The organism is Pseudoalteromonas 'SMAR', assembly GCF_048515945.1.
Classification (GTDB): domain Bacteria; phylum Pseudomonadota; class Gammaproteobacteria; order Enterobacterales; family Alteromonadaceae; genus Pseudoalteromonas.
Map to the genome: position 1 here is coordinate 26,268 of NZ_JBLWMW010000008.1, position 24,034 is coordinate 50,301.

Genomic DNA, 24,034 nt, shown 5'->3' on the forward strand with positions numbered 1-24,034 from the left:
TCGTTACCCCTCAATTTGCGACTGCAAATAGTTTTCTATGCCAGTGTTCTTAATCAAGAAGTGTTGGGTCTCCAGCCAATCTACATAGTCTTCTTCGTACTCTAAAATAGACTCAAGTAGGTCGCGACTGACATAGTCTTGTTCGGTTTCACAAAGCGCAATGGCTTGGCGCAGTTGCGGTAGTTGATCCAACTCGAAGGCCAAGTCGCATGCCATCATTTCTTCGGTGTGTTCACCAATGCGCAGTTTTTCAAGGTGTTGTAAATTGGGAAGACCTTCGAGAAATAAGATGCGCTCAATTAAGTCATCGGCTTGCTTCATGTCCTTGATGGATTTTTTATAGGCTTTTTCGTTAAGCTCTTCTAAGCCCCAGTTTTTATACATTCTGGCGTGCAAGAAGAACTGATTAATCGACGTTAGCTCTAGCGTTAGCACTTGGTTCAGTGCTGTGATCACTTGCTTGTTACCCTGCATAGGGCCCCCTAAAGATTTCTAATGACGCCACTTAACCCTAGTTCATTATTGGCGCTTCGCAAGAATAAATAAAAATAACAGTTTTCTTAATATACTCTTTTAAAATAAACAACTTATAAGAGTATTAAGAACAATTTTTATTACATTTAGGGTTCCCTTTAAAAGCCTGAGCCTAACTCGCTACTGTAGCTGCTTTTTTACGTCAATGCCTAAGCGTTTAGCCAGCCTCACTAGGTTTGCCCGATCCATTTGTAACGCTCTTGCTGCAGCAGACCAGTTGCAGTGATGGCTTTGCATAGTTTGGCTAATAAGTTGCTTTTGTAACTGCTCAACGGCAGCTTTCATGGAGCTTTGGGGACTGAGCGCAATACTCTGTGGTTTCTCTGCTGTACTGGCGGTTGCAGCGACAAAGGGTTCAAGGTGTTGCTGCTGGATCTCGATAATGTCCGCTTGCCATTGTTGGTGTTTGGCTTTTAAAGCCGCGCGGCTTAAGTAGTGCTCTAACTCCCTGACATTGCCCGGCCAATCATGCTGCAACAAATGATTTAACGCCGCTTTTGCCATCACCACCTGATTGACGTTGAGCCGGGTACGCAGGCGTTCTAAAAAATACCCCACCAGCAAGGGCACGTCGTCTAAGCGCTGAGATAACGTCGGCAACAACAATGGATAGACACTTAAGCGGTGAAACAAGTCTGCACGAAACTTCCCTGCAGCCACCGCTTTTTGCAGATCGCGGTTAGTGGCAGCAACCACTCTAACATCAACCACATTCACCTTATCAGATCCTACCGCTTGTACCTCCCCCTCTTGTAAAGCCCGGAGTAACTTACTTTGCAGATTGAGGCTTAACTCACCCACTTCATCGAGGAATAGGGTGCCGCCGTTTGCCGCCATAAATTTACCTTGGCGGGCTTTATCAGCCCCAGTAAAAGCCCCTTTGGTATGACCAAACAGCTCACTCTCAGCAATGCTGTCGGGCAATGCGGCGCAATTTACCTGCACAAAAGGAGAACTGGCACGTTGTGACAGTTCATGCACCCGCTTGGCTACCAACTCTTTACCTGTTCCTGTATCACCTTGGATCAATACGTTAAATTCAGAGTCGGCCACCATGGCTATTTCATTTTTCAACGCCAACATGACCGCACTCTCGCCAATTAAACGCTGCTGTTTAACGCTATTGTGTGGTCGTTGCGCTGTATTTGAGCGCAATTGCTGTTTCAGTGTAATGAGCTGAATAAGCTGCTTACTGGCATGCTCCACAATGTGCTGTAGGGTTTGTAAGAACACCCTTGAGTAGGCGGCAAAATGCTGCGGCTGTAAACTATCAAAGGTGACGGCTAAAATGGCGTTGTCTGCCACCACACTAAAGCCCATACAGGCATGAACCGGTAATCTATCCGATGCCGCCAACAACAGACCGTCATAAGGGTCTGGTAACTCACTGTCTGCGGCAAAGTGACACATTCCTTGAGCGCGAGCGATGGCCGCCAAACGCGGTTGTTCAGATAACCTAAACTCACGGCCAATGGCATCTGAGCTCAAGCCATGACAAGCAACAATCGCCAGTGCATGTTCATTGCCTTGTAGCACCGCAACAGCATCAGAATCAATACAGTTCGCTAGCGCGTGCAGTAACAACTCAGCAAAGGGCTTTACGTCCTCCCCCTCATAACAATGAAGCTGAGCCGACAAGGTGGTACTGAGCTCTAATAATTTCGATAACTCCACCCCATTCATGTCATTTTGACCTAATTATAAATTATAGACCCAATCAAGGTAGGTCATATTAACATAAAACTCAATATAAAATACTTAACTAATTGATTATTATAGATATAAAAACTGGCCTATTCTCTGCAATATCTCGTTATCTATTCCTCTGAGAACATTGCCATGAGTCGTCTAAAACAACTACTGAAATACAGCAATATCACCTTAGTTTTATCGCTATTGCTGTTTATTGTTACTATACATATCAGTTACTTTAGTGCTGAGCACTATGAGCTTGAAGTACAAATAACTGCTCATATCGCAACGATTGTCATCGCCGCGGTAGTGAAATTAGCTTACGTTAGTCGCTGTGTTTGCCTCTATCAACTAGGTATGGAGGTGCGCTAAGTGAGCTTACTGCAATTACAAGAACCAAACCGGCGCGTTTTTCAGTGGCGTTCTATTTCTACTTGGCCCCTCTTTATGCTGGCTTTTCGGCCGCTATTCTTATTGGCAGCTAGCCTCAGTGTAGTCAGTATTAGCGTATGGGCGCTAATACTGACAGGAAACATCAGCTGGCATGCCCCTTACCCTGCCACCTTTTGGCATGTCCATGAGATGTTGTTTGGGGTAGTCGCCGCCGTAGTCGCTGGCTTTTTACTGACCGCAGCCAAAAACTGGACACAACAACAGACTCTAAATGGCAAAGCATTGCTGTTGCTATGTTGCGTCTGGCTCGCTGCTCGCTTGAGTTTTTTTATTAATGATCTGGGGCTTACTTTCACCTTAGGCTTACAAATGCTGTTTTGGCTGCTGGTGATCATCAACTTAAGCCACGTCATTATTACCGCCCAGTCGCGCCATAATCGGGTGTTTATTTTTATTACTGCCCTACTTTGCAGCTGTAATGCCCTGTTTCTCATCTTATTGCGCAGCCAAGACTACCAATTAGTCAGTGATATCGCGCAATCGAGTTTAATGGCTTACCTATTGTTAATTGGCGTGGTTGGCGGCCGGGTTATTCCTTTCTTTATTGCTCGGGGGACGAATACACCACAAGCTCCTCGCTCACTGCGCCTTGACCGCAGTATTTTTATCGTCGCCCTAGCGGCTTTACCAAGTTACCTCTGGCAAATGAAAGGCGCACCTCATTTTATTCTCAGTACTGTGTTAGCCATTTTAGCGCTATTACACCTGAAAAGAGCCTGTGATTGGTTTAACCGCAAACTCATCAAGGTGCCGTTATTATGGTCGTTGTATTTATCTTACCTGACTGTCGCTCTGGGTTTATTACTTCTTGCGTATAGCAACAGCTGGGCCAGCGAGCATGTAAAAAGTCACCTTCACCTTGTTGCCATTACTGGCATGGGATTGATGATTTTGGCGATGATGTCACGAGTTACTCTCGGCCATACCGGCCGCGCCCTAGAGACGGGCTTTGTCACTACTGTCGCTTATAGCTGTATTGCTACATCGGGCTTGCTTCGAGCCTTACTTGGGCATTTTATCAGCCCTCACCTGAGCTGGCTTTTAAGCGCCCTAGTTTGGGTTCTTGGTTTTGCCTTATTTCTTTACACCTACGCCCCAATGCTGCTGCAAAAACGCATTGATGGACATGTCGGTTAAGTTTACTTATCTATTATTATCTGGAGAGATAAATGCTTTCAAATAACACCATTGCTTTGGTAAAACAAAGTGCCCCTCTGCTTGCCCAAGTGGGCCCTTAAATCACACAGCAGTTTTATCGCCGTCTGTTTTTCCATCACCCCGAGCTCAAAGGAGTTTTTAACCAATCTCATCAACAATCGGGCAAACAACCCTTGGCTTTATTTTCCGCGCTGGCGGCGTATGCACATTATATTGATGAGCCCGAGACACTAAAAACCGCGATCACTCGGATCAATCACAAACATGTTAGTTTGGGGATCGCACCTGAGCACTATACCATTGTTGGTCATCATTTAATCGCTACGCTTAAAGCTGAGTTTGGCGAACAATTTAGTCATGACATCGAGCAAGCGTGGCAAGCGGCTTACCAGTACTTGGCGGACCTTTTTATTAGCGCGGAACACGGCTTATCAGAGACTTTTGCGAAGCAAACAGGGGGCTGGCAAGGTCAACGTGAATTTACCCTGATGGAGGTGGTTAACCACACCCCATCGGTAAAAAGCTTTTATCTCAAACCCAGCGACGAGGGTGCTTTGCCCAATTTCGCACCAGGTCAGTTTGTCTCTGTGTTTGTGCCCAAAGAGATCGCCGGCTTGCAGCAAATTCGTCAGTACTCTTTATCTGCAGCCGCGCAGCATGAATATCTGCGTATTTCGGTAAAGCGCGATGGTCAAGTTTCGCAATACCTTCATACCCTAGAACCTGGTGCTCGTCTCTCCCTTTCAGCACCAGCGGGCGATTTTACCCTCAACCTTAACAGCAAAGCTAAAGTGTATATTAGTGCTGGCGTTGGGATCACGCCGATGCTGAGTATGCTGGCCACACATAAAACACAACTCACCGATATACCAGCGGTGTTTCTTCACGCTAACCGCACTGCTGAAGAACTAGGCTTTGATGATGAAATCCTTGCCGCTGGAAAGCAAATTAGCCAGTTTCAATACCAGTATTGGCTGGAATCTGGTGGCGCCAATGCTATCCAAGGCACAATGGCATTAAGTTCAATGCAGCATCGCTTACCACTGCAACAGGGTGAATTTTACTTATGTGGTCCGGTTGGCTTTATGGCTGAAATTAAGGCACAGCTTCTGGCCCTTGGCGTCAACCCAAGTCAAATTTTTTATGAAGTATTCGGCCCCCACGAAAACCTGCCAAACTAGTTAGTGTTCTATCGGCGGCAGCCATTGCCGTCGCGTATTTTGTCGCACAATAAAAAATGGTTACTATAGTGGCCGTTATTTTATTTATTTGGAAACCACAGTATGAGTCAGATTAATGCGATTTTAGTGGTGTGCATGGGCAATATATGCCGCTCACCGACCATGGAAGCGATATTAAAAAAACGCCTTGCTCAGGCAGGGTTAACTGTTCGTGTTGAATCAGCTGGCACCATTAGCTACCACCAAGGCAACCCGCCAGACCCCCGCAGTGTGGCTGCCGGAGAAGCTCGCGGTTACGATTTTAGCGCCATGCAAGCGCAACCTGTGAAGCCCAGCGACTTTACTGAGTTTGATTTGCTGCTGTGTGCCGATAAGGCCAATTACCAAGACTTAATGGCGCAATGCCCAAAGCAATATCAACACAAAATTAAGTTGTTTTTAGACTATGGTGAAGCAGACCAAACTGAGGTACCAGATCCCTACTATGGCGGCGAGCATGGCTTTGAACAGGTGCTTGATTTAATTGAGGCAGCCAGTGACGTCATCATCGACAAAATCCGCTTATCGACAAGGTAAAATTAACTTGTTGGATAATCAAAGGGTTTAACTGTAAAAGAGTCTCAACTAAAATAGAGGCTCAAAACATTGCTAAATTTAGACATCGAATTCCCCTTTGAACAGCTGGCACAAGACATTCAGCGCGACGGGATCAGTATCCAAACCAACTTGGTCCCAGCCCATATCCTGTCTAAATTAAGTCAAAGGATCACCAACTTAAGCCAAGACGATTTAAAGCAAGCGGGCATAGGCCGACTTCAAGAGCATGAAACCAATGCTAAAATCCGCCGTGATAAAATTCACTGGCTGGACAGCAATCATGAACTAGAGGCGGCTTGGCTGAATTACATGGATGAACTCAAAATCTTTCTGAATCGCCGCTTGTTTATGGGATTATTTAGCTATGAGAGCCACTTCGCCGTTTATCCTCCAGGCGCTTTTTATAAAAAGCACTTAGATGCCTTTAAAGGTAAAGCGAATCGCATTCTCACTACTGTACTGTATTTAAATCAAGACTGGTCGGCTGACAATGGCGGCGAATTGGTGGTGTATCAGCCACAAGACCAGCAACAGGTTTACACCAAAGTAGTGCCTAATTATGGCACTTTGGTGACCTTTCTCAGTGATGAGTTTCCCCATGAAGTACTGGTTGCCAATCAAAAACGTTACTCGATTGCCGGCTGGTTTCGACTCAACACCAGTATTAATCATGCAATTGATCCACCTAAGTAGCTCGCGCAAGACTACTGAAGTTTGTTTTGTAATACCTTAAGCGCTTACTTTGTCAGGTGCATTACTCTGGTTGGGTAACCGCACCTCAACACACAAGCCCTTATCTTTGCGATTAAACAAACTAATTTGACCGTGATGGGCTTCCACTATCTCACGACACAGCGCCAAGCCTAAACCCGTGCCGCTGGACTTGGTGGAATAAAATGGGATCAGTGCATTGGCCATCACCGCATCGCTCATCCCTTCGCCGCGGTCCATCACATGAATGATCACTTGGTTCCCTTGTTGCTTTGTTTTAATAGCTATATCTTGGGCTGCAGAGCCTGATTCAACGGCATTTTTAATTAAGTTAATCAGCAATTGCTCAATTTGGGTTTCATCTGCCAAAAGTTGTTGCTGCTGTAATTCACAGCGAAACGACCACTGCTGCTGTAAATCATTGCAAAGCTTATGAAAATTGACGGTCTGCAACTTCGGCGACGGCAGCTTGGCAAACTTGCCATAACCTTGAACGAATTCACTGAGATGTTTAATACGCTCTTCAATGGTGGCAAATACTCGGCTTAATTTTGGCTCAGCCAAGCGCTCAGAGAGAATTTGGCCACTGTGCAACATGGACGAAATAGGCCCCAAAGAGTTATTCAGTTCATGACTAATGATACGGATAACTTTTTTCCACACCTGCACTTCTTGGCGGCTCAATTCTCGTGTGAATTGTTTGAAAATATATAAGTGATGGTAGTGATTATTGAGTAGCAATTCACCATTGGCCAGATGCCACATATGTGACTCGCCGCCCGCTGTTGCCATGGAAAACAAGCCGTCAAGTCGTTTGCTAGCTGCTTGTTTTAGCTCGCTCGACAGTGCATCAAGCAATACCGAAAAACGCTCTCCTTCTAGGCGATGTGGGTGGTTAAAAAACGTTTTAGCACTGCTATTGGCAAATATCACGCGATCATTAGAATCGACTAACACCAGCACTTGAGGTGACGTTTCTAGCACCTTATCTAGCATTAATTCACGTTGATACAACCACTGTTTTTCTTGTCTTAATTGCGCTGCAGTATCATTAAATAGCTGACAAAGCTGGCCCAGTTCATTGTCAGCTTGATAGTGGATAGCGGTAGTAAATTCCCCGTCTTTAAAATTTAGTAAGCCAACTTCTAGAGCTTGCCATGCGGCTCTGCGTGAGCGTAACAGCAGCATTTGCATTACCAAAGCACAGACAAAGACAATCACGGCTGTCACTGCCACCCACATGGGTTCTGGCAATAAAAACCAAGCTGGAATAAAAGCACTGAACACACTCATGGCGAGGATGGCTGCATTGTGTTTAAATGACAACATGACTCACCTTAATACTCTATGCCAAATTTTTGCAGCCGCCGATACAAGGCTTGACGACTCATATTAAACTGCCTGGCAACCTTAGCAATAACGCCCATGTGAGTGCGCAGTGCGGCCTCAATTTCCGCCTTGCTGGGCTCTATACTGACTGCAGTATTGGTCTTCACCGACAGGCGTTCGCTGTTGTCTATGCCAAAATCGTGACTACTAAGCTCACCATTTGGATTTAGTACCGCGGCCCGTTTACAGGCATTTTCAAGTTCTCTGACATTGCCAGGCCAAGTGTACTCTAGCAACATCTTGCGGGCCTCGGCGCTGATGGTATGTTGTGGCAAAAAGTACTGAACTAAAGGCAGGATATCATCGCGACGCTGCGACAAAGGGGGCACCGCTAATTCAATCACATTTAAGCGATAGTATAGGTCTTCACGAAAACGCCCTGCCGCAATGTCGGACGCTAAGTCGGCATTGGTCGCCGAGATCATTCTGACTTTCACCCGTTGTGTTTGCACGGAACCTAAGCGTTCAAATTCGCCACTTTGTAAAACACGCAATAACTTGGTTTGGCCAGACAAAGGTAAATTACCAATTTCATCTAAAAACAAGGTGCCATTATCTGCTGCTTCAAAGCGACCAATGCGCTGTTTGTTAGCCCCTGTGTAAGCCCCACTTTCGGCACCAAACAACTCAGCTTCTAACAGATCACTGGGCAATGCGCCGGCATTAACCTTAACAAAAGCCTGCTCAGCAAGCGCGGAGTTCGCTTGTACGATTTCTGCGATTTTTTCCTTACCACTGCCGTTCGGCCCGGTGATCAACACCGACACATCCGACTTGGCCACTTGCAGTGCCATATCAATGAGCCGCTGCATCGCAGCACTTTCATAGATCACACCACACAACTGAGCGGCTTGGCTAAATGCCTTACGCTCTTGTTCTTTTTGCTGCAAAGTGGCAAGCCGTTGCTGTGCTTTCCCAAGCGCCACTAAGTTAGTCACACTGGTGATGAGCTTGGTATCATCCCATGGTTTTGCCAAATAATCGGCCGCCCCGGCTTTGACTAACTCAACTGCGGTTTCCAGCTCCGTCCACGCAGTGAGCAAGATGATCGGTAAACCGCCATTAATGGCTTTGAGTTGATGAAATAAACCAATGCCCTCTTCCCCCGACGTAGTATCAGCAGAAAAGTTCATGTCTTGGATCACCAAAGCAATGTCTTGATAAGACACTACTTTGATGGCCTCAAGCGGCGACGCCGCGGTCACCACCTGAAAGTCATGTAACTCCAACAGCAGTGATAATGAATCGAGCACCGCAGGGTTATCATCAACCAGTAAAATTTTATCCATCATTATTTATTTTTATATCCATTGCTGTGCAATAGTAGGATTCTAGCACAGCAATATACACCAATTAGACACTTCGGGTCGCAATACTGGGCGAAATATCCGCCGCTTTTCTTGCCGGGAAGTACGCCGCCAACAAGGTCAACAATATCAAGCCCACTGCGGTGACCAAGACATAACCAACCTCTAACGCCGGAACGGAATATAAGCGCATCAATTGCTGCCCCAAATAAAAAGTCGCCACACTACCTATCACTAGACCCACCAAGCACACCATGGTGTTTTCAACAATAAAATATCGCACAATAGCTGACTTTCTGGCCCCAAGCGCACGGCGAGTGCCAATTTGCTTGGTCCTTTTGCTAATATTAAATTGCGTCAAGCCAAAGATCCCAAGCGCCGTCACCACCACCAGTGCGGTGATAAGCACAATTAACATTCTAAGCATCAGCAGGTCCTTGGCATTGTAGCGGGCTTTTTTCTCATCCAGCCCTTTTATATCGGTTACCACGCGATTGGGGTTTTCGCGTAATAATGTGGCCTCTACTTGCTTCATCACCTCTGCGCGCTTTTCAGGTTCGGTTCTGACTATAAACATCTGAAATGGTCCTGCGTTTACCATTGGGAAGACAATAAGACGATCGGCATTACTGCTGCGCGGCCAAGCATTCGTCATGCGCTCAACTATCCCTATCACTTTTGTCGGTTCACCGGCAAAATAAACGGTTTCTCCGAGCCCTTTGCCCTTACCAAATAGCTCATCTGCAAATGCTTTGCTAACGATCACCACATCGGGTTGCTCAGCATATTCATTGGTGATCAAAACATCATCTGCAGAAAAGTTACGACCCGCGATCAGTTTTACGCCCATGGTATCAATGACTTGTTTATTGGCATAAAGATGCCCTGCATGGATTTTTTTGCTGTTTTCATCAGGTGAAAGGCTAAACATCGAATTGCTGCCGCCGCCAGACAAGGGAACAGAACTAACGGCAACGGCGTCAATAACTCCGGGTATGCGCTTTAAAGTTTGCTCATCGGCGATCAGTTGTTGGTTGGCATCGTAGTCCTGTTCGAACGATAAGGTGTTAAGCTTAAAAATGGCCTCTTCTGGATAACCTGTTGGTTTGTTTAAATAGCTTACCCGCTCACTGACTATCGACAGCGAATTGCTGACAATCGCCAAGGTCAAGGCCAGTTGTAAAATCGCCAATATGGCACCTACTTTAGCGCGCAACAAAGCATTAAAAATCGGTTTTAGTTCCAACATCATTCACTCCTTATTGCACTTTTAAATAACTGGCCGGGGATGTTCTGCACACCACATAAGCCGGGTAAAGGCCTGCAATGATGCAGGTTGTAATGGCAATCATGGGCGCTGCTAAGAGCATACTCAGATCCATTGTGGCAATGCTTTGGTACAGGTGATTGGTAGCCCGGATCCCCCAAAGCCCCAATTGTGCCAGCGCTATACCAACTACACCGCCAATTAAACCGAGTACGGCCACTTCAACAAGGTGCTGATAAAATACTTGCACTTTACTAGCGCCAAGGGCACGGCGTACCCCAACATCTGGCGCTCTTTTCAAGAACTTTGCTAGCAATAAGCCGAGAATATTGGCTAAACACACGGCCAAAAACATAAAGCTCAACCCTATCATCACCTTGTTGTCTTCACTGACCACGGCATTGTAGCTTAACCACTCATTGACGTTACGCAGAACCGCTTTAGGGGCCTCACTGTTAAATCGGCCTAATGCTTGTTGCCCTCCAATGTAGTTGCTTAACTGGGTCTGTATTGCTTGTTTTTCGTTGTCACTGCTCAGCTCTACCCAAAATTGCGTCCACAGCAACTCAGAATTCATCTTATCCTTGTAATTTTGAATATCTTCACGTTTCCAGCCATTGGTGTTGCCCCAAGTATCAATTTCATAAGCGCCGGCATGACTAAATGGAATAAAAATCCGCTCAGCATAATCAAAAGCACCATTATTGAGGTCGTACATTTTTACTGTGGGCTGCCACTCTTTTGTCACTCCCACCACTTGATAGCGCTGCTGAGCCAGGTAAATGTTCTCACCAACAACGTCGGTACGCGCAAACAACTTTTGGGCAATGGTTTCATCTATCACCACCACTGGGGCGATGTTTTCAGCTTGCTCTTGGCTCCAAGCACCACCGTGTAAAAACTGCAAAGCAAACATATTGAAAAACTCTCTGGTGGTGAGTCGCGTTTCTTGCAATAAAGGCGTCACTTTAGGGTCATTGATATGAATAGCAAAGCCCGACTTGAACATGGCGACTTTGTTATCAACCTCTAAATTTTGATACAGGTTGCTGGCATCCTGAAAGGTCAGCTGGTAGGGAATATCATCGGAGGTGTGATAAGTATTGCCCTCATCCATGGTCTGTAGTTGTACTGCATGTAATTGACTGCTCTTACTGGGAATGGGATCCGCAGACATCATATGATAAACCGATAAGCTCACCATAGTGACACCAATGCCAATGGCAATCGCCAGCGTCATTAGTGCGGTCGCCAAAGGCGTTGCTTTGAGACTGCGCCAAGCTAAATCGAGATAATGGCTAAACATGATTTAGGCTCCTATTGGCGCGGCTTGTTCGCTGTTAGGACTCCCTTGGTACAAGGTAAAGTCCGCTACTTGACCATCCACAATCTGAATATTTCGTGGTGTTCGACGAGCAAGCTCAGGGTCGTGCGTCACCATCACAATGGTGGCGCCATCGCGATTAATTTGCTCAAGCAATTCCATCACTTGCCGTGCCATGAGGCTGTCGAGATTACCAGTGGGCTCATCCGCAAGTAAAAAGCGCGGTTCGCCAGCCAATGCTCGAGCAATGGCCACACGCTGTTGCTGGCCTCCTGAAAGCTGCTGCGGCAGATGTTTAGCACGGCCGGCCAATCCCACTTGTTCCAGGCAGCGTTCAATACGGCGCTTACGCTCGGCAGCCTTAATACCACGGTATCGCAATGGCACTTCTACGTTCTCGTATAAGTTTAAATCAGGAATAAGGTTAAAACCTTGAAAGATAAAGCCAATTTTTTGGTTTCTTAGGTCTGCACGTTGATTGTCATTGAGTTTACCAACATCAATGCCATCAAGCAGGTAACGGCCACTGCTGTAGTTTTCCAACATGCCGGCGATGTTCAGAAACGTGGTTTTGCCAGAGCCAGATGGCCCGGTTACGGCAATAAACTCGCCTTCATTTACCTGTAAATTAAAGCCTTTTAAGGCATGGGTTTGCACCATTTCTGTTTGATAGACTTTGCCCACATTATTCATTTCTAACATATTGTTCTCACTTATTTTTATCTTAATAAAATACGAGGAGCACGCTCAAAGTCATCGTAGTTACTGATAATAATTTGATCGCCAGGCTGTAGCCCCGCAATGATTTCTACTTCACTGATACTGCTGGTTCCAGTGGTGATTTCTACCCGTTTTGCCACTTCGCCCTCGAGCTTATAAGCAACGTGCCCACCGGCATTCATAAAGGCCCCACGTCTGACTTTCAGGGTGTTGTCTTTGTGCTCCAATAAAATTCGTGCCGATAACCGCTGGTTTTGTCGTATCCCTGAGACCTGCTGATCTGAAAACCGAACTCGGGTAGTGACTTCGCGATTATTCACCTCCGGTGAAATAGCCGATAAACGTCCAGCAATGGTGTCGTTGCCTATTTTCAGTTCAACCGTCATGCCCAACCCTAATTCTTGGGCGTAACTTTCAGGTACCTGTAGCTCTGCCTCATAAGCACTTAAATCCACCAGCTTCATCAAACCTTCGTTAGCCGAAACCGAGGCTTTATGCTCAACCAATAAATTGCCCACAATCGCCGACACCGGTGCCACCACATTTAAGCTGGCTACCTTGCGTTGTAATTCCGCAACAATAAGCTGTTGCCGCTCAAGCTGGTTCGCCACTGATTTAAGCTCAAAAGCCAAGGTGTCTTTACCCAGAGCCACTTCTTGCTCGGCATGGGCATAATTCAATTTAGCCCGAGCTAAATCATCCTGTGCTTCCTCTAAGTCGATTTGACTGATGAGGTTTTTGGCAATGGAGAGCTGTGCTCGGCGGTCTTCTCGCTGTGCTGCTAAAAGCTCCACTTTTGCCAGCTCTAAAGTGCGATTGAGGGTCAGGTTTTGCCTTCTGACATCCAACTTTTTCCCCTCCAATACCCCTTTTAAGCGCTCTAGTTCCGCTTGCTCTTGTTGTAAACGGTTAGTCAGTGCGGGACTATCAACCGTCGCCAGCACTTGGCCTTTAGTGACGCTGTCACCCGCTTTCACTTTAAGGGAAACATAGCCACTCTCAGGGCTGTATATTTGTGGGGCATTGGCAGCAACAATAATACCGGTTGCGGCTATGTCTCTGGTAAAGCTGCCACTGGCTACCTCTGCAATTTGTATACGCTCCTTAGCCACCGAATTTGTCGCTCCATGTTCATTTAACCACACATAAGCGAGCAACAATGCCGCACTCATGCTGATAATTAGCCAGACTAAAATGCGCCGCTTGCCTGTGTGCTGTGCTACTGGAGTATCTTGCGAACTGGTATCTTTTATCACAGTGTTTTACCTCCGCTGTAAAAAGCAAACAGCTCAAATACCGCGGCCACCATAAGGACCACACTTGGGGAAAGGAAAAAAATCAGTGTCAGCATGTTAGTATCCTGCAATTCGTTCATCTGGGATAAACAGATACCAGCTTCATGCCAACTTTTAACCTCCTGATTTAATTTGGTTTTTATAATTTAAGGTAAGAGGTAAAGTGTCCGCGGACAGTTTTTCTGTCCGCTGCGTACAGTTTGATAGCTGTGCGTTAACTTATTGGTATTTCAAGCACCGCTGTGGTGCCTTCACCTAAGCTTGAGCGAATATGTAAATCACCACCGTGTGCTTTAACAATATTAGTGGCCACAGTTAATCCTAAGCCGGCATGATTCCCTGAGGCTTTGGTGGTAAAGAAGGGGTCAAAGATACGGTGGATATCGTCATTGGCAATCCCCGCACCACGGTCGCTAATGGTGATCTGTAAGCTATTGTTAGTAACCGCGGTGTGCAGCTCTACGGCTTGACGCTGGCGGCCAAAGCTCTCTAGGGCATTTTGTAGTAAACAAAAAATGGCGTGCTCTAACAACGCCGGGGCACACGTGATCTCGAGCGGCTGAATCTCATTACGCTTGATAAGCGTAGGGTCCACTCCGGCAAGCTGTAAGTTCATCAGTGCTGCATCCAACACTTGACTGGCAAAATCCACCTGTTGAAATTGCGTTTGGTTGGTCTCAAAAAACACGCTCAGCTCTTTAACAATGGCTTGGATCCGGTCTAGGCCAGTGTGCATTTCCGCCATTACGTCGTCGCTTTCACTGAGCGCCCAGTTTAATTGATAACTTTGCTCTAACTGCGCCAACGCAGCGGTGCACTCTGGCGTTAAGCTTGGCTCATTAGCCATTTGTTGCCATGCCTTAGACAACTTAACCAAAGTGCCTTGGACAAATTCTAAATTGCCTTTTAAGTAGCCCAACGGATTGTTTATTTCATGGGCCACCCCCGCCGCAAGTTGCCCCACCGAAGCGAGCTTTTCTGACTGGATTAAGGCTTGTTGCTGTTGTTCTATACGTTGATAGGCGTCGCGCAAGGCTTGGTTGGAAGACTCTAGCTCGTGCGTACGTTGCTTCACTTTTTGTTCCAGGCCATCGTTCAGTGCGCTGAGTTCTTGGCTCAGTGACTGCAGCCGCAAAATATCTTTATACGATCGCAAAGAACTGGTTAAGGTAGTGAATAAGCGCGACTTGGTGAGATCGGTTTTATGTTTATAGTCATTGATGTCATAGCGCAGCATCAGTTCATGCTCTGGAATACTGCCAGGCTGACCCGTTCTCAATACAATGCGGACTTTGCTGTTGCCGAGCTGCTCTCTGATGTATTGCACGCACTCAAGGCCCGCCTCTTCGGTTTCCATAATGACGTCGAGCAATATTAGAGCAATGTCCTCGCGTGCAGACATCATCTCAATGGCCTCAGCTTTACTGTAGGCATGTAAAAGCTGCAATGGCCGCAACTCAAATCGGTAGCCGGCGAGCACCAATTTAGTGACCCCATGAATTTCAGGGTCGTCATCGACCACTAACACAACCCATGGCGGCACATTGGATTTGGGCTCGGCCTCTTGAGGCTCGCTTGGGCGCAGAAAAGACAGCGGTTGATTCATAGCAATGAGGCTCCTATCAATACTGCTCTAAGCATGGTACATAAGCATGGATTTACCAAACTTAGTAAGGCAATTATTGTAGGTTTTGCACGCTAGCCTAAGACTTTTTCATGCGCCAAAAGAAGTTATTGTGTTAATGCTGCTTTGTAATGTTTGCGGCATAAAGAGACGTACTTATCATTGCCTCCGATAACCACTTGATCGCCACTGGCAATCGCATTACCACGCTCATCGGTTCGCAGTACTCGGTTCGCTTTACGACCACAATGACACACGGTTTTTAATTCAATGAGTTTATCGGCCCAAGCCAACAAGTATTGTGACCCTTCGAACAGTTCGCCGCGAAAGTCCGTGCGCAGTCCATAGCACAGTACTGGTATTTTAAGTTCATCAACGATGTCCGTTAATTGCTCCACTTGTGCCTTGGTTAAAAACTGACATTCATCCACTAATACGCAATCAAGCTTACTTTGCGTATGCTGAGCGGCCAGCATAGCTTTAACATCCGTTTGTGCATCAAACACATGGGCTTCTGCTTCAAGACCAATCCGTGAGGCCACTTTGCCCACTCCGGCGCGGTTATCTATCGCTGCGGTAATAATAAAGGGCTGCATACCGCGCTCTCTGTAATTGAAGGCGGACTGTAATAAAGTGGTTGATTTTCCAGCGTTCATTGCTGAGTAGTAAAAGTAGAGCTGAGCCATAGTGATTCATTGCGTAAAAAATTTCGCGTCAGTTTACTGGCAATCCAGTAAAAGGTCTACGGCGAAGATTGCTGCAATAAATAGGCTTGATACATTTGATCTAAATCGATTTGCAGGCTGGCTTGCCAAATCAGCCTGCTTGCGTCCTGATATTGACCATAAAACTGCCGCGAAAAGCTAACGAAACCATAGCTCACCTCTAACGGCGGATAAACCGCTTTGAGCTGTGCAAACGCTGGCGCAAGCTCAATAGCCATGTTGCCTATTTGGCATAAACCAACCGTAGCATCCAATAAACCTTGTTCCACTAACCGTATTGCTTGGGGTAATGAATCAGTATCTAATATAGAATAATTGCTGGGTAACAAGCCCTTGACGGCATAGCCACGAGGAATGGCTAGGCGCAACCTCTTATTGACGTTGAGTGGCGCAACATTTTGCTTGTGTTGCAATAGGCAACTGCCGATGCGATTTACTGCGTATTGCTCTGCCAAACTGCCGTCGCTATTTTTTGGGTAAGTCATAAATGATTCCCGCTCTTGGCGATAGCTGGCCAAAACCGCATCCACCTTACCTTGTTGTAACTCATGTAGGCAACGATTCCATGGCTTGCGGACATACTCAAACTTAACTTCGGGTACCAAAGCGTCGATAGTTTGCACTAACTCAATACTGAGACCTGGGTTGCTTGCCGGGACCTTTAGTCCCGCACCATGAATAAAAGGCGGTGCGTCTTTGTCTTCATAACAAAAGCGAACCAGGGTGCCGGCCTGAACAGGGACGCAAACAGCTAACCATAATGTGACCAACAAATAGCGCACGCAACCTCCTCAGTTAGGTTATAGTCAGTATAACCTATTCACACCAACTTGCCCCCTCGTGCTGTAATAACCACTGTTTCGCGGCTAATCCACCGGCATAACCGGTTAATTTGCCATTGGCCCCAATCACGCGATGACAAGGTATCACGATACTGAGCGGATTTTTACCATTAGCCGCCCCCACCGCGCGCACTGCTTTGGGCTTACCCAATTGCTGAGCAATCCAGCCATAACTTTGGGTCTCGCCAAAGGGAATGCAAGCAAGCAAGCGCCACACTTGCTGTTGAAATGGGGTGCCACTTACATCAAAGGATAAGTCAAATTGACGACGAGCGCCGCTAAAGTACTCACTTAGTTGCTGCTGAGCGGCCAGTAAATGCGTATTTTCCCCCTGAGGGTAGCGCTGTTTGGGATAAAAGCCCACATAACTTACCCCCAGCTCGGAAGCCTGAATAATCCACTGACCAGTGGGTGAGTCTAACGAGGTTTCGAGATTCATAGTTGTTGCCATAGTTGAAAGGTTAAGTACGAGCGAAATGGCGCACAGGCATTAATATCAATCCCCTCGGAGGATTGCGCCATGGCCTTTTTCACCCCCAAATCACCACCTAGGTAAATATCAGGGTGGCTAAGACCACGCATTTTGGCGTAGTCAACGGTCCAAGGCCCAACGCCTTTAATATCCAGCCAAGTATCAAGCGGTTGGTGCTCAACGTCTTGGTAATAGCTGGCAAAGGCTCGCAGGGCATCTTTGCGTCGCTGTGGCATTTTAAAAAAGGCAAGATCACTGGCGGCAATGGCAGCAGGGCTTGGGAAAAAGTAATGACCCCGACCGTCTTGCTCGCCGAGCTCATGAATAAACGTGGTGAGTAAATTCTTTGCTGCAGTGACACTTATCTGCTGCCCTAAAATAGCCCGTATTCCGGCTTCAAACTCATGCCATATTCCCGGCAGTCTAAGGCCTTGTTGTAACGGCAGCGATGGCGCAGCACGGTGCAGATGAGCCTCAATAAACTCGGTATCGGCACTGACATCCAGCACTCGGCGGATCTGTGCCAATAGACGATATAATTGCCTGACGTCAGCTATTTCTACCGCTACTTTGAAGCGGTGCTGGCTTGGCTCTATAGTTGCAGTAAATTGGCCTTTGCTGCCCCCGAGCGTCACAGTGCGGCCATAGCTGTTGTCACCGAGCCACTCCAATCCGGCAATGATCCGGCTACTTAAAAAGCGATGCATACTTTGCCAATTATAGGGCGGACGATAATACACGTAGACAGTGATGCTAGTTTCCGCCGTAGTGTTTTTTCGCAGTTGACTGGGGCTCAGTTGATAGGCTTTTAAAAACGCATCATTAAAGCGCCTCACCGAGTTAAATCCGGCAGCAAATGCCACCGTGGTGATGTCTAAATTACTTTGTTGCAGCAACTGCTTGGCCAAATCGCACTGTTGGTATAAAGCGTATTGTTTTGGGCTGGTGCCTAGGTATTGGGCAAATACCTTATTTAAGTACCGAGTCGAGATCCCTAAGCGTGCTGCTAAATCGACAGTAGAGTCTGTTAGTAAGGCACCTTCATCAATGAGCTTTTGTGCCCTTACCGCGGTAGTTTCGTTACCTAACCATGCATAACTGCCAGGGGCACTGTCTGGGCGACAGCGAATACAAGGGCGGAAACCCGCTTGCGCCGCATTATGGGCATAACGGTAATATTCGACGTTTTGCTCTTTGGCCGCCGGAGCTGGACAAATAGGACGACAGTAGATCCCTGTGCTTTTGACTGCGACAAAAAATAGGCCATCGAACCTAGCATCACGGCTATGCCTGGCTTGTGAGCAGGTTTTAGCTGAATACATCATTCTTACTCTCAGTTGCTGTTGCCGTAAGCTTAAACAGCATCAGTAATACATACTAGCCACTTTTGGCACTGAATAGTACTTCTTTGTCAAAGCTATTGATGGTTAATTCACGCTGACACAGTTATCGGGCTCGCTTAGGGTTTGTGATAACTCAATGGTGGTGTGGGTTAAATCAAACTGTTGCTCTAGCCCCAACTTAATCGCATTCAATGTTGCTTGCGACGGACTGTTTTTTACCTTTACCTGCGCTTCTAAAATGCAATCGTGCTCATTGAGCTGCCAAGCATGAAGGTGATGCACCGCTTCGACGTTGTCATGTTGTTCAATAAACGCTTTCAAGGCTTTAATATCGACGTTATCAGGCGTGGCCTGCATCAGGATGGCAATGCTGCTCTTGCTCAGCGCCAGACCATGGTAAATGACGTATCCAGATATAATCACAGTGGCAATTAAGTCAACCACATACCACTGATATAAGATGATCAGAGTACCGGCAATGATCACCCCAACCGACGCCGCAGCATCCGATACATTATGAATAAAGGCGGCGCGGATATTGAGACTGGTTTTAGCGCCGGCGGCGTAGGTAATAAGCGCGGTGATGACATCGACTACCAGTGCTAAGCCTGCTAGCCACACAACAATCCAACCATTAATGGGCTCGGGGTTAATGAAACGCGCAATGGCTTCGCTGAGCAAATAAAAGCCTATAATAATTAACGAAGCACTGTTAAGCAAAGCTCCTATTATTTCAGCGCGCTGATAGCCGTAAGTTAATTGCATTGAAGCCGGTTTTTTAGCAATTTTTTGCGCCACTAAAGCGATAACCAATGCCCCGGCATCACTTAAGTTATGTAAGGCATCTGCCACCAAAGACAAACTACCAGAAAGTACGCCACCAATTACTTGCGCCACACTGAGTAAAACATTAACCAATACAGCCCAGCCCAAGTGATTACCATGATGGTGATGGTGTGAATGTGTCATTACCACTCCCGCGTTCATTAAAAAACGTCTGCTTACTTTATTATGATCCGCACGCTAAGTGTCACTGCCTTTAATTTGGCAACTTAGCGTGCGTTTGTCCACTAAGATGAGGTGCTGTATTTAGAGCATAAATGATACAACGCCGGCAGCACAAATAACGTCAGCAACGTGGATGTCGCTAAGCCACCGATGATCACACTCGCCAATGGCTTTTGGATCTCTGCCCCTACTCCCGTGGCCATGAGCATTGGCAGCAGGCCAAGGGCCGATGTCAGCGCCGTCATTAACACTGGCCGCAAACGCGATGTTGCCCCTGCGATAATGGCATCGTTGACAGTGCTTGTTTGCTGCAGCTGTTGGTTTATGCTTGCCACCAACACCACGCCATTGAGCACAGCTACACCAAATAAAGTAATAAAGCCAACCGAGCCCGGTACCGACAAATATTGCCCTGACCAATACAATGAAAACACACCACCTACCATTGCCAAGGGCACGTTCACTAATATCAATAACGCTTGCTTAAATGAGGCAAAGGCAAAGTAGAGTAACATAGCAATTAGCCCCAACGATGCTGGAACCACCAACAACAGGCGCTGCTGTGCCCGTTGCTGATTTTCATATTGACCGCCGATTTCTATGGTATAGCCTGGAGGTAAATCGGCTTTAGTGGCAATCAGGTTGCGAATATCGCTCACCACACTGCCCATGTCGCGGTCACTGACATTGGCTTGTACCACCACGCGACGCTGAACATCATCGCGTCTGATCTGCGGTGGCCCAGACTGATACTCCACTTCCGCCACGTCCTCTAAGCGCAGCCATGCCCCTGTCTTAGATTGCAAACGAATGGCCTTGATTGCCGCTTGGCTATTACGTTGCTGCTTGGCCAGCCTAACTACAATATCATAGCGCTCATTACCATTGATGATTTGTCCTGCCGTGGCACCGCCAATGCCCTGCTGAACAATCGCCATAATGTCATTTACCGCAAGACCATACCGTGACAAAGCTTGGCGCTTTGGTGTGATCACCAGCTGTGCTTCACCAGCGATTTGCTCCAGCTGTACCGCTGCGGTGCCCTCTACTTGTGACACCAGCGCCTCTATCTCACGCCCTTTGTTGGCCAGTACTTTCAAGTCTGGGCCAAACAATTTTATTGCTAACTGTGCTTTTACCCCTGATAACAGTTCATCCACTCGGGTGGCAATAGGTTGAGAAAAATTGAACAGCAGACCTGGAAATTGCGCCAGTTTTTCTTCCATTAGATGCTGTAATGCTTCTCGACTACTGGCGGATTGCCACTGTGAAGGCGGCTTTAAACCAATATAAATTTCAATGTTGTTCACCGGCTCAGGATCGCCACCGACTTCGGCTCGACCAATGCGACTCAGGGCGTATGTCACTTCAGGAAAACTCAGCAAAGTCTGTTCAAGCTTGGGGGCCAAGCTTAGCGCAGTGTCTAAACTAGCAGATGGGGCTAACGTTACCCGCAAGTTCAGCGTTCCTTCCTCCAGTTCTGGCACAAATTCAGTACCCAGCTTATTAAAAACCCAACCAGAGGCCAGTACCACACTCAATACCGCTAGGTATAATAGCTTACGCTGTTGTAACACCCAGGGTAATGCGATGCGATAACCACGCTCAATGCTTCTCACCACCGCGCTTGGCTTGAGGCTATTGCCATGGCGAAACACGATGCAGGCCAGCGCAGGTACCACCACAAGGGCGACTATCACTGCGGCCACCAAGGCCAACATAATACTGATTGCCATGGGTTGAAATAATTTCGCTTCCACACCGACAAAACTAAACAAGGGCGTGAACACCAACAGAATAATAGCGGTTGCAAAAAATATCGGTCTCACCACCTGTTTGGCCGCAGAGCGTACCACGGCGATTACCGAGTGTTGCTGCTGCGAACTTGTTTCTATGCGCTTACAAATATTTTCTACCATCACCACAGAGCCATCTACTAGCATACCAATGGCCACGGCAATGCCCCCCAATGACATCAAGTTGGCTGATATCCCCAGCCAAGTCATCATCATCAGCGCCATCGCGATAGCAATAGGAATAGAAATAAGCACTAAAAAGGTGGCGCTTAAATTCATAAGAAACAGTGCCAATATCACCACAATAAACACAAACGCCAAGGCCAGCGCTTGTGCGACCGTCATCACAGCTTGGTTGACTAAATCAGATTGATCATAAAATGGCTCGAAACTCACGCCAGGTGGTAGCGCTTGATTGATCAGGGCAATGCGCTGCTGCAGGCTGTCAATCGTGGCTTTGGTATTGGCTCCCATGCGCTTCAATACAATGCCAGTAACCACTTCCCCCAAGGCGTTAACCTCGCCGCTGTCCAGTCGCTTGGTCATCGTCACCGCCCCTTGGCGAATTTCCTGGCCTAACTTGACCTCAGCAAGCTGAGATACTGTGATGACTGTGCCATCGACCGTTTTTACCGCCACGTTGGCAATTGCTTTTAACCCTTGCTCACCACTTGGAAACCATCCTGCGGCGCGGATCACTAATTGCTCTTGACCACGTTGTAAATACCAGCCGCCGACGTTTTGGTTATTGCGCTCAATTGCAGCCATCACTTGTTGCTGCGTCAAACCATAAGCCAGTAGCTTATTACTATCGAGTAGCACTTGGTATTGGCGCACCGCGCCACCAAATGACAGCACTTCCGTGACGCCTTCTATGGGCATAATAAGTAACTTAACCACCCAGTCATTGAGGCTACGCAGCGTCATGGCATCATAGTTGGAGCCCGGTTCAGCTTTAAGCAAATACTGAAATACCTGACCTAAACCGGACGTATTGGGTCCCATCGTTGGCGTGCCAACATCTGGCGGAATTAACTCCCTAGCCGCTTGCAGGCGTTCAAACACCAGCTGCCTAGCAAAATAGATATCGGTCCCTTCTGCGAACACCACCGTCACCCCAGACAACCCTGTTTTCGAAATAGAGCGAACCTGCTTTACACTTGGCAAGGCATACATCACAGCCTCAATCGGATAGGTGATAAGTTGTTCTACTTCTTGCGCGGCTAGACCTGGCGCTTCGGTATTCACAGCCACTTGCACATTAGTGACATCTGGAAACGCATCTAGGTTGAGCTTTGGTATGGTGAATGCTGCCGCAGTCATCACCATGGCCAGTAGTATGAGCACTAGGTAGCGCTGCGAAATAGCAAAGTCAATGAGTCGTTGCAACATAGCTCCCCCTAATGATTGTGCGGATCAAAGCCGGACTTAGCTTGCTCAGAAGCGACGAAAAAGGCACCCGATGTTGCCACTTTTTCTCCGTCTTTAAGTCCTGAAACCGCCACCAGCTCGCCATAGGTTTGACCAAGCTCCACGGCTTTTGCCATAAACTCGCCGGGCTTATTTTCAACATAGACTTGCCATGTGCCATTATGCCCTTGCATTAAGGCGCTTTGGGGCAGCGCGATGATAGGCTTCCCGCTGGGCAGCAAAAACTGCACCGCAACAAACATACCGGCATGCAGCTGATCCTCAGGGTTATCAACAATTAACCTTACCCGCCGCGTGCGCGTTACCGGGTCGATAGTGTGGGCAGCTTGCAGTACTTTTGCCTGATAATGACCTTGGTTACTTTTTACTAGTGCTTCGGTGTCGGCATCCAATGCCAGCTGCGAGTCTGGTGGTAATTGCGCTTCAACCCAGAGTGTACTTTCATCGGTAATCGCCAATAACGTTTGACCAGCTTTAATATGTTGCCCTTGAGAAAAGTCGTCCATGGTCACAATGCCGCTACGCTCAGCCACTAAGGTGTACTCGCCTAACTCATTCGCCGCTTTGCTGGTTATGGCGGTGATCTCTGTTTTGCTAACCCCTAACGCTCGCAATGTTGAATACGCGGCACTAAACCGCGCTCGAGCATGCGTTTTCGCCTCCTCACTTAAAGTCTCGGCACGCATTGCCTGCGCGCGTTGCCATTCGCTGGTAGCGATCAGATAGTCTGCTTGAGCCTGTGCCATAGACTCTGAATAGAGTGTAACCAACGGCGTACCGACACTGACGTTTTCCCCTAGCGCAGTATGGCGTCTTACAACCACAGCGTCATTTCGCGGCGCAACTAGGTAGCTGGTAAAATCATTGGCTTTGAGTTCACCTGGTGCATAAATTTTACGCTTATGTGTTTGCGCCCGCACGCTTTTGACGGTGATGTTCGCCATTGCTATTTGGCTTGGGGTTAAATGGATAGTGACTTTTTCATCGTGCTCTTGATGGTCAGAATGGTTTTCTGAGGCTAAGGCCAAATGACCAAAGCACAATGTTGTCAGTACAACACTTAAATAAATACGTTTCATCATCATTAATTCTTTTGCTTAACGACCAATAAGGGAGTCAGCGCACAAAGAGGTTCCTTGCCATTCAAACATTGCAAGGGATTTAC

General features: G+C 47.3%; 21 protein-coding genes. 5 read left to right on the forward strand and 16 right to left on the reverse strand.

Annotated features, from left to right (window positions below; all coding sequences use genetic code 11):
* Nucleotides 1-3: 3 nt before the first annotated feature.
* A complete protein-coding gene (bfr, locus tag ACNKW2_RS05480) occupies nt 4-474 on the reverse strand; it encodes a bacterioferritin (protein WP_419147646.1) in 471 nt (156 codons plus the stop codon).
* Between the two features lie 180 nt (nt 475-654).
* Nucleotides 655-2,217 (reverse strand): nitric oxide reductase transcriptional regulator NorR, encoded by a 1,563-nt coding sequence (gene norR / locus ACNKW2_RS05485; RefSeq protein ID WP_419147647.1) that lies wholly within the window; start codon nt 2,215-2,217, stop codon nt 655-657.
* Nucleotides 2,218-2,373: 156 nt separating this feature from the next.
* Between norR and ACNKW2_RS05490 the strand changes: the two genes are divergently transcribed.
* The 5 genes from ACNKW2_RS05490 (at nt 2,374) to ACNKW2_RS05510 (ending at nt 6,308) form a co-directional block, all read left to right on the forward strand.
* On the forward strand, nt 2,374-2,598 hold the full coding sequence (locus ACNKW2_RS05490) for a hypothetical protein (protein ID WP_419147648.1): 225 nt from the start codon (nt 2,374-2,376) through the stop codon (nt 2,596-2,598).
* On the forward strand, nt 2,599-3,816 hold the full coding sequence (locus tag ACNKW2_RS05495; RefSeq protein WP_419147649.1) for an NnrS family protein: 1,218 nt from the start codon (nt 2,599-2,601) through the stop codon (nt 3,814-3,816). It abuts the gene before it with no gap.
* A 101-nt stretch (nt 3,817-3,917) separates the two neighbouring features.
* Nucleotides 3,918-5,018, forward strand: a complete 1,101-nt coding sequence (locus ACNKW2_RS05500; RefSeq protein WP_419147694.1) for a globin domain-containing protein — start codon at nt 3,918-3,920, stop codon at nt 5,016-5,018.
* Nucleotides 5,019-5,120: 102 nt separating this feature from the next.
* Nucleotides 5,121-5,594, forward strand: a complete 474-nt coding sequence (locus ACNKW2_RS05505) for a low molecular weight protein-tyrosine-phosphatase (protein ID WP_419147650.1) — start codon at nt 5,121-5,123, stop codon at nt 5,592-5,594.
* A 69-nt stretch (nt 5,595-5,663) separates the two neighbouring features.
* On the forward strand, nt 5,664-6,308 hold the full coding sequence (locus tag ACNKW2_RS05510; RefSeq protein ID WP_419147651.1) for a 2OG-Fe(II) oxygenase: 645 nt from the start codon (nt 5,664-5,666) through the stop codon (nt 6,306-6,308).
* Between the two features lie 36 nt (nt 6,309-6,344).
* Here the strand turns inward: ACNKW2_RS05510 and ACNKW2_RS05515 are convergent, their stop codons facing one another.
* The 14 genes from ACNKW2_RS05515 to ACNKW2_RS05580 all read right to left on the reverse strand — a co-directional run bounded on the left by ACNKW2_RS05515 (nt 6,345) and on the right by ACNKW2_RS05580 (nt 23,951).
* Nucleotides 6,345-7,655, reverse strand: coding sequence for a sensor histidine kinase (locus ACNKW2_RS05515; RefSeq protein ID WP_419147652.1), 1,311 nt, complete (start codon nt 7,653-7,655; stop codon nt 6,345-6,347).
* Nucleotides 7,656-7,663: 8 nt separating this feature from the next.
* On the reverse strand, nt 7,664-9,004 hold the full coding sequence (locus ACNKW2_RS05520; RefSeq protein ID WP_419147695.1) for a sigma-54-dependent transcriptional regulator: 1,341 nt from the start codon (nt 9,002-9,004) through the stop codon (nt 7,664-7,666).
* A 64-nt stretch (nt 9,005-9,068) separates the two neighbouring features.
* Nucleotides 9,069-10,271 carry an ABC transporter permease gene (locus ACNKW2_RS05525; RefSeq protein WP_419147696.1) on the reverse strand — a complete coding sequence of 401 codons (1,203 nt, stop codon included), beginning with the start codon at nt 10,269-10,271 and terminating at the stop codon, nt 9,069-9,071.
* A gap of 10 nt (nt 10,272-10,281) precedes the next feature.
* Nucleotides 10,282-11,595: an ABC transporter permease gene (locus ACNKW2_RS05530; protein ID WP_419147653.1), complete on the reverse strand. Its 1,314-nt coding sequence runs from the start codon at nt 11,593-11,595 to the stop codon at nt 10,282-10,284.
* 3 nt (nt 11,596-11,598) lie between these two features.
* On the reverse strand, nt 11,599-12,315 hold the full coding sequence (locus ACNKW2_RS05535) for an ABC transporter ATP-binding protein (RefSeq protein WP_419147654.1): 717 nt from the start codon (nt 12,313-12,315) through the stop codon (nt 11,599-11,601).
* Nucleotides 12,316-12,332: 17 nt separating this feature from the next.
* Nucleotides 12,333-13,589, reverse strand: a complete 1,257-nt coding sequence (locus ACNKW2_RS05540) for an efflux RND transporter periplasmic adaptor subunit (RefSeq protein WP_419147655.1) — start codon at nt 13,587-13,589, stop codon at nt 12,333-12,335.
* A gap of 253 nt (nt 13,590-13,842) precedes the next feature.
* Complete coding sequence (locus ACNKW2_RS05545) at nt 13,843-15,234, reverse strand: ATP-binding protein (protein WP_419147656.1); 1,392 nt, start codon at nt 15,232-15,234, stop codon at nt 13,843-13,845.
* A 125-nt stretch (nt 15,235-15,359) separates the two neighbouring features.
* Nucleotides 15,360-15,938, reverse strand: coding sequence for a thymidine kinase (locus ACNKW2_RS05550; protein WP_336565122.1), 579 nt, complete (start codon nt 15,936-15,938; stop codon nt 15,360-15,362).
* Nucleotides 15,939-15,994: 56 nt separating this feature from the next.
* Nucleotides 15,995-16,759 carry a substrate-binding periplasmic protein gene (locus tag ACNKW2_RS05555; protein ID WP_419147657.1) on the reverse strand — a complete coding sequence of 255 codons (765 nt, stop codon included), beginning with the start codon at nt 16,757-16,759 and terminating at the stop codon, nt 15,995-15,997.
* A 34-nt stretch (nt 16,760-16,793) separates the two neighbouring features.
* Nucleotides 16,794-17,258 carry a methylated-DNA--[protein]-cysteine S-methyltransferase gene (locus ACNKW2_RS05560; RefSeq protein ID WP_419147658.1) on the reverse strand — a complete coding sequence of 155 codons (465 nt, stop codon included), beginning with the start codon at nt 17,256-17,258 and terminating at the stop codon, nt 16,794-16,796.
* Nucleotides 17,255-18,613: an AlkA N-terminal domain-containing protein gene (locus ACNKW2_RS05565; RefSeq protein ID WP_419147697.1), complete on the reverse strand. Its 1,359-nt coding sequence runs from the start codon at nt 18,611-18,613 to the stop codon at nt 17,255-17,257. The genes ACNKW2_RS05560 and ACNKW2_RS05565 overlap by 4 nt, the downstream gene beginning before the upstream one ends.
* A 105-nt stretch (nt 18,614-18,718) precedes the next feature.
* A complete protein-coding gene (locus ACNKW2_RS05570) occupies nt 18,719-19,603 on the reverse strand; it encodes a cation diffusion facilitator family transporter (RefSeq protein WP_419147659.1) in 885 nt (294 codons plus the stop codon).
* 101 nt (nt 19,604-19,704) lie between these two features.
* Nucleotides 19,705-22,830, reverse strand: coding sequence for an efflux RND transporter permease subunit (locus ACNKW2_RS05575; RefSeq protein ID WP_419147660.1), 3,126 nt, complete (start codon nt 22,828-22,830; stop codon nt 19,705-19,707).
* Between the two features lie 8 nt (nt 22,831-22,838).
* The gene (locus tag ACNKW2_RS05580) at nt 22,839-23,951 is read right to left on the reverse strand and encodes an efflux RND transporter periplasmic adaptor subunit (RefSeq protein WP_419147661.1); all 1,113 of its coding nucleotides are present in this window, start codon (nt 23,949-23,951) and stop codon (nt 22,839-22,841) included.
* Between the last annotated feature and the right edge of the window lie 83 nt (nt 23,952-24,034).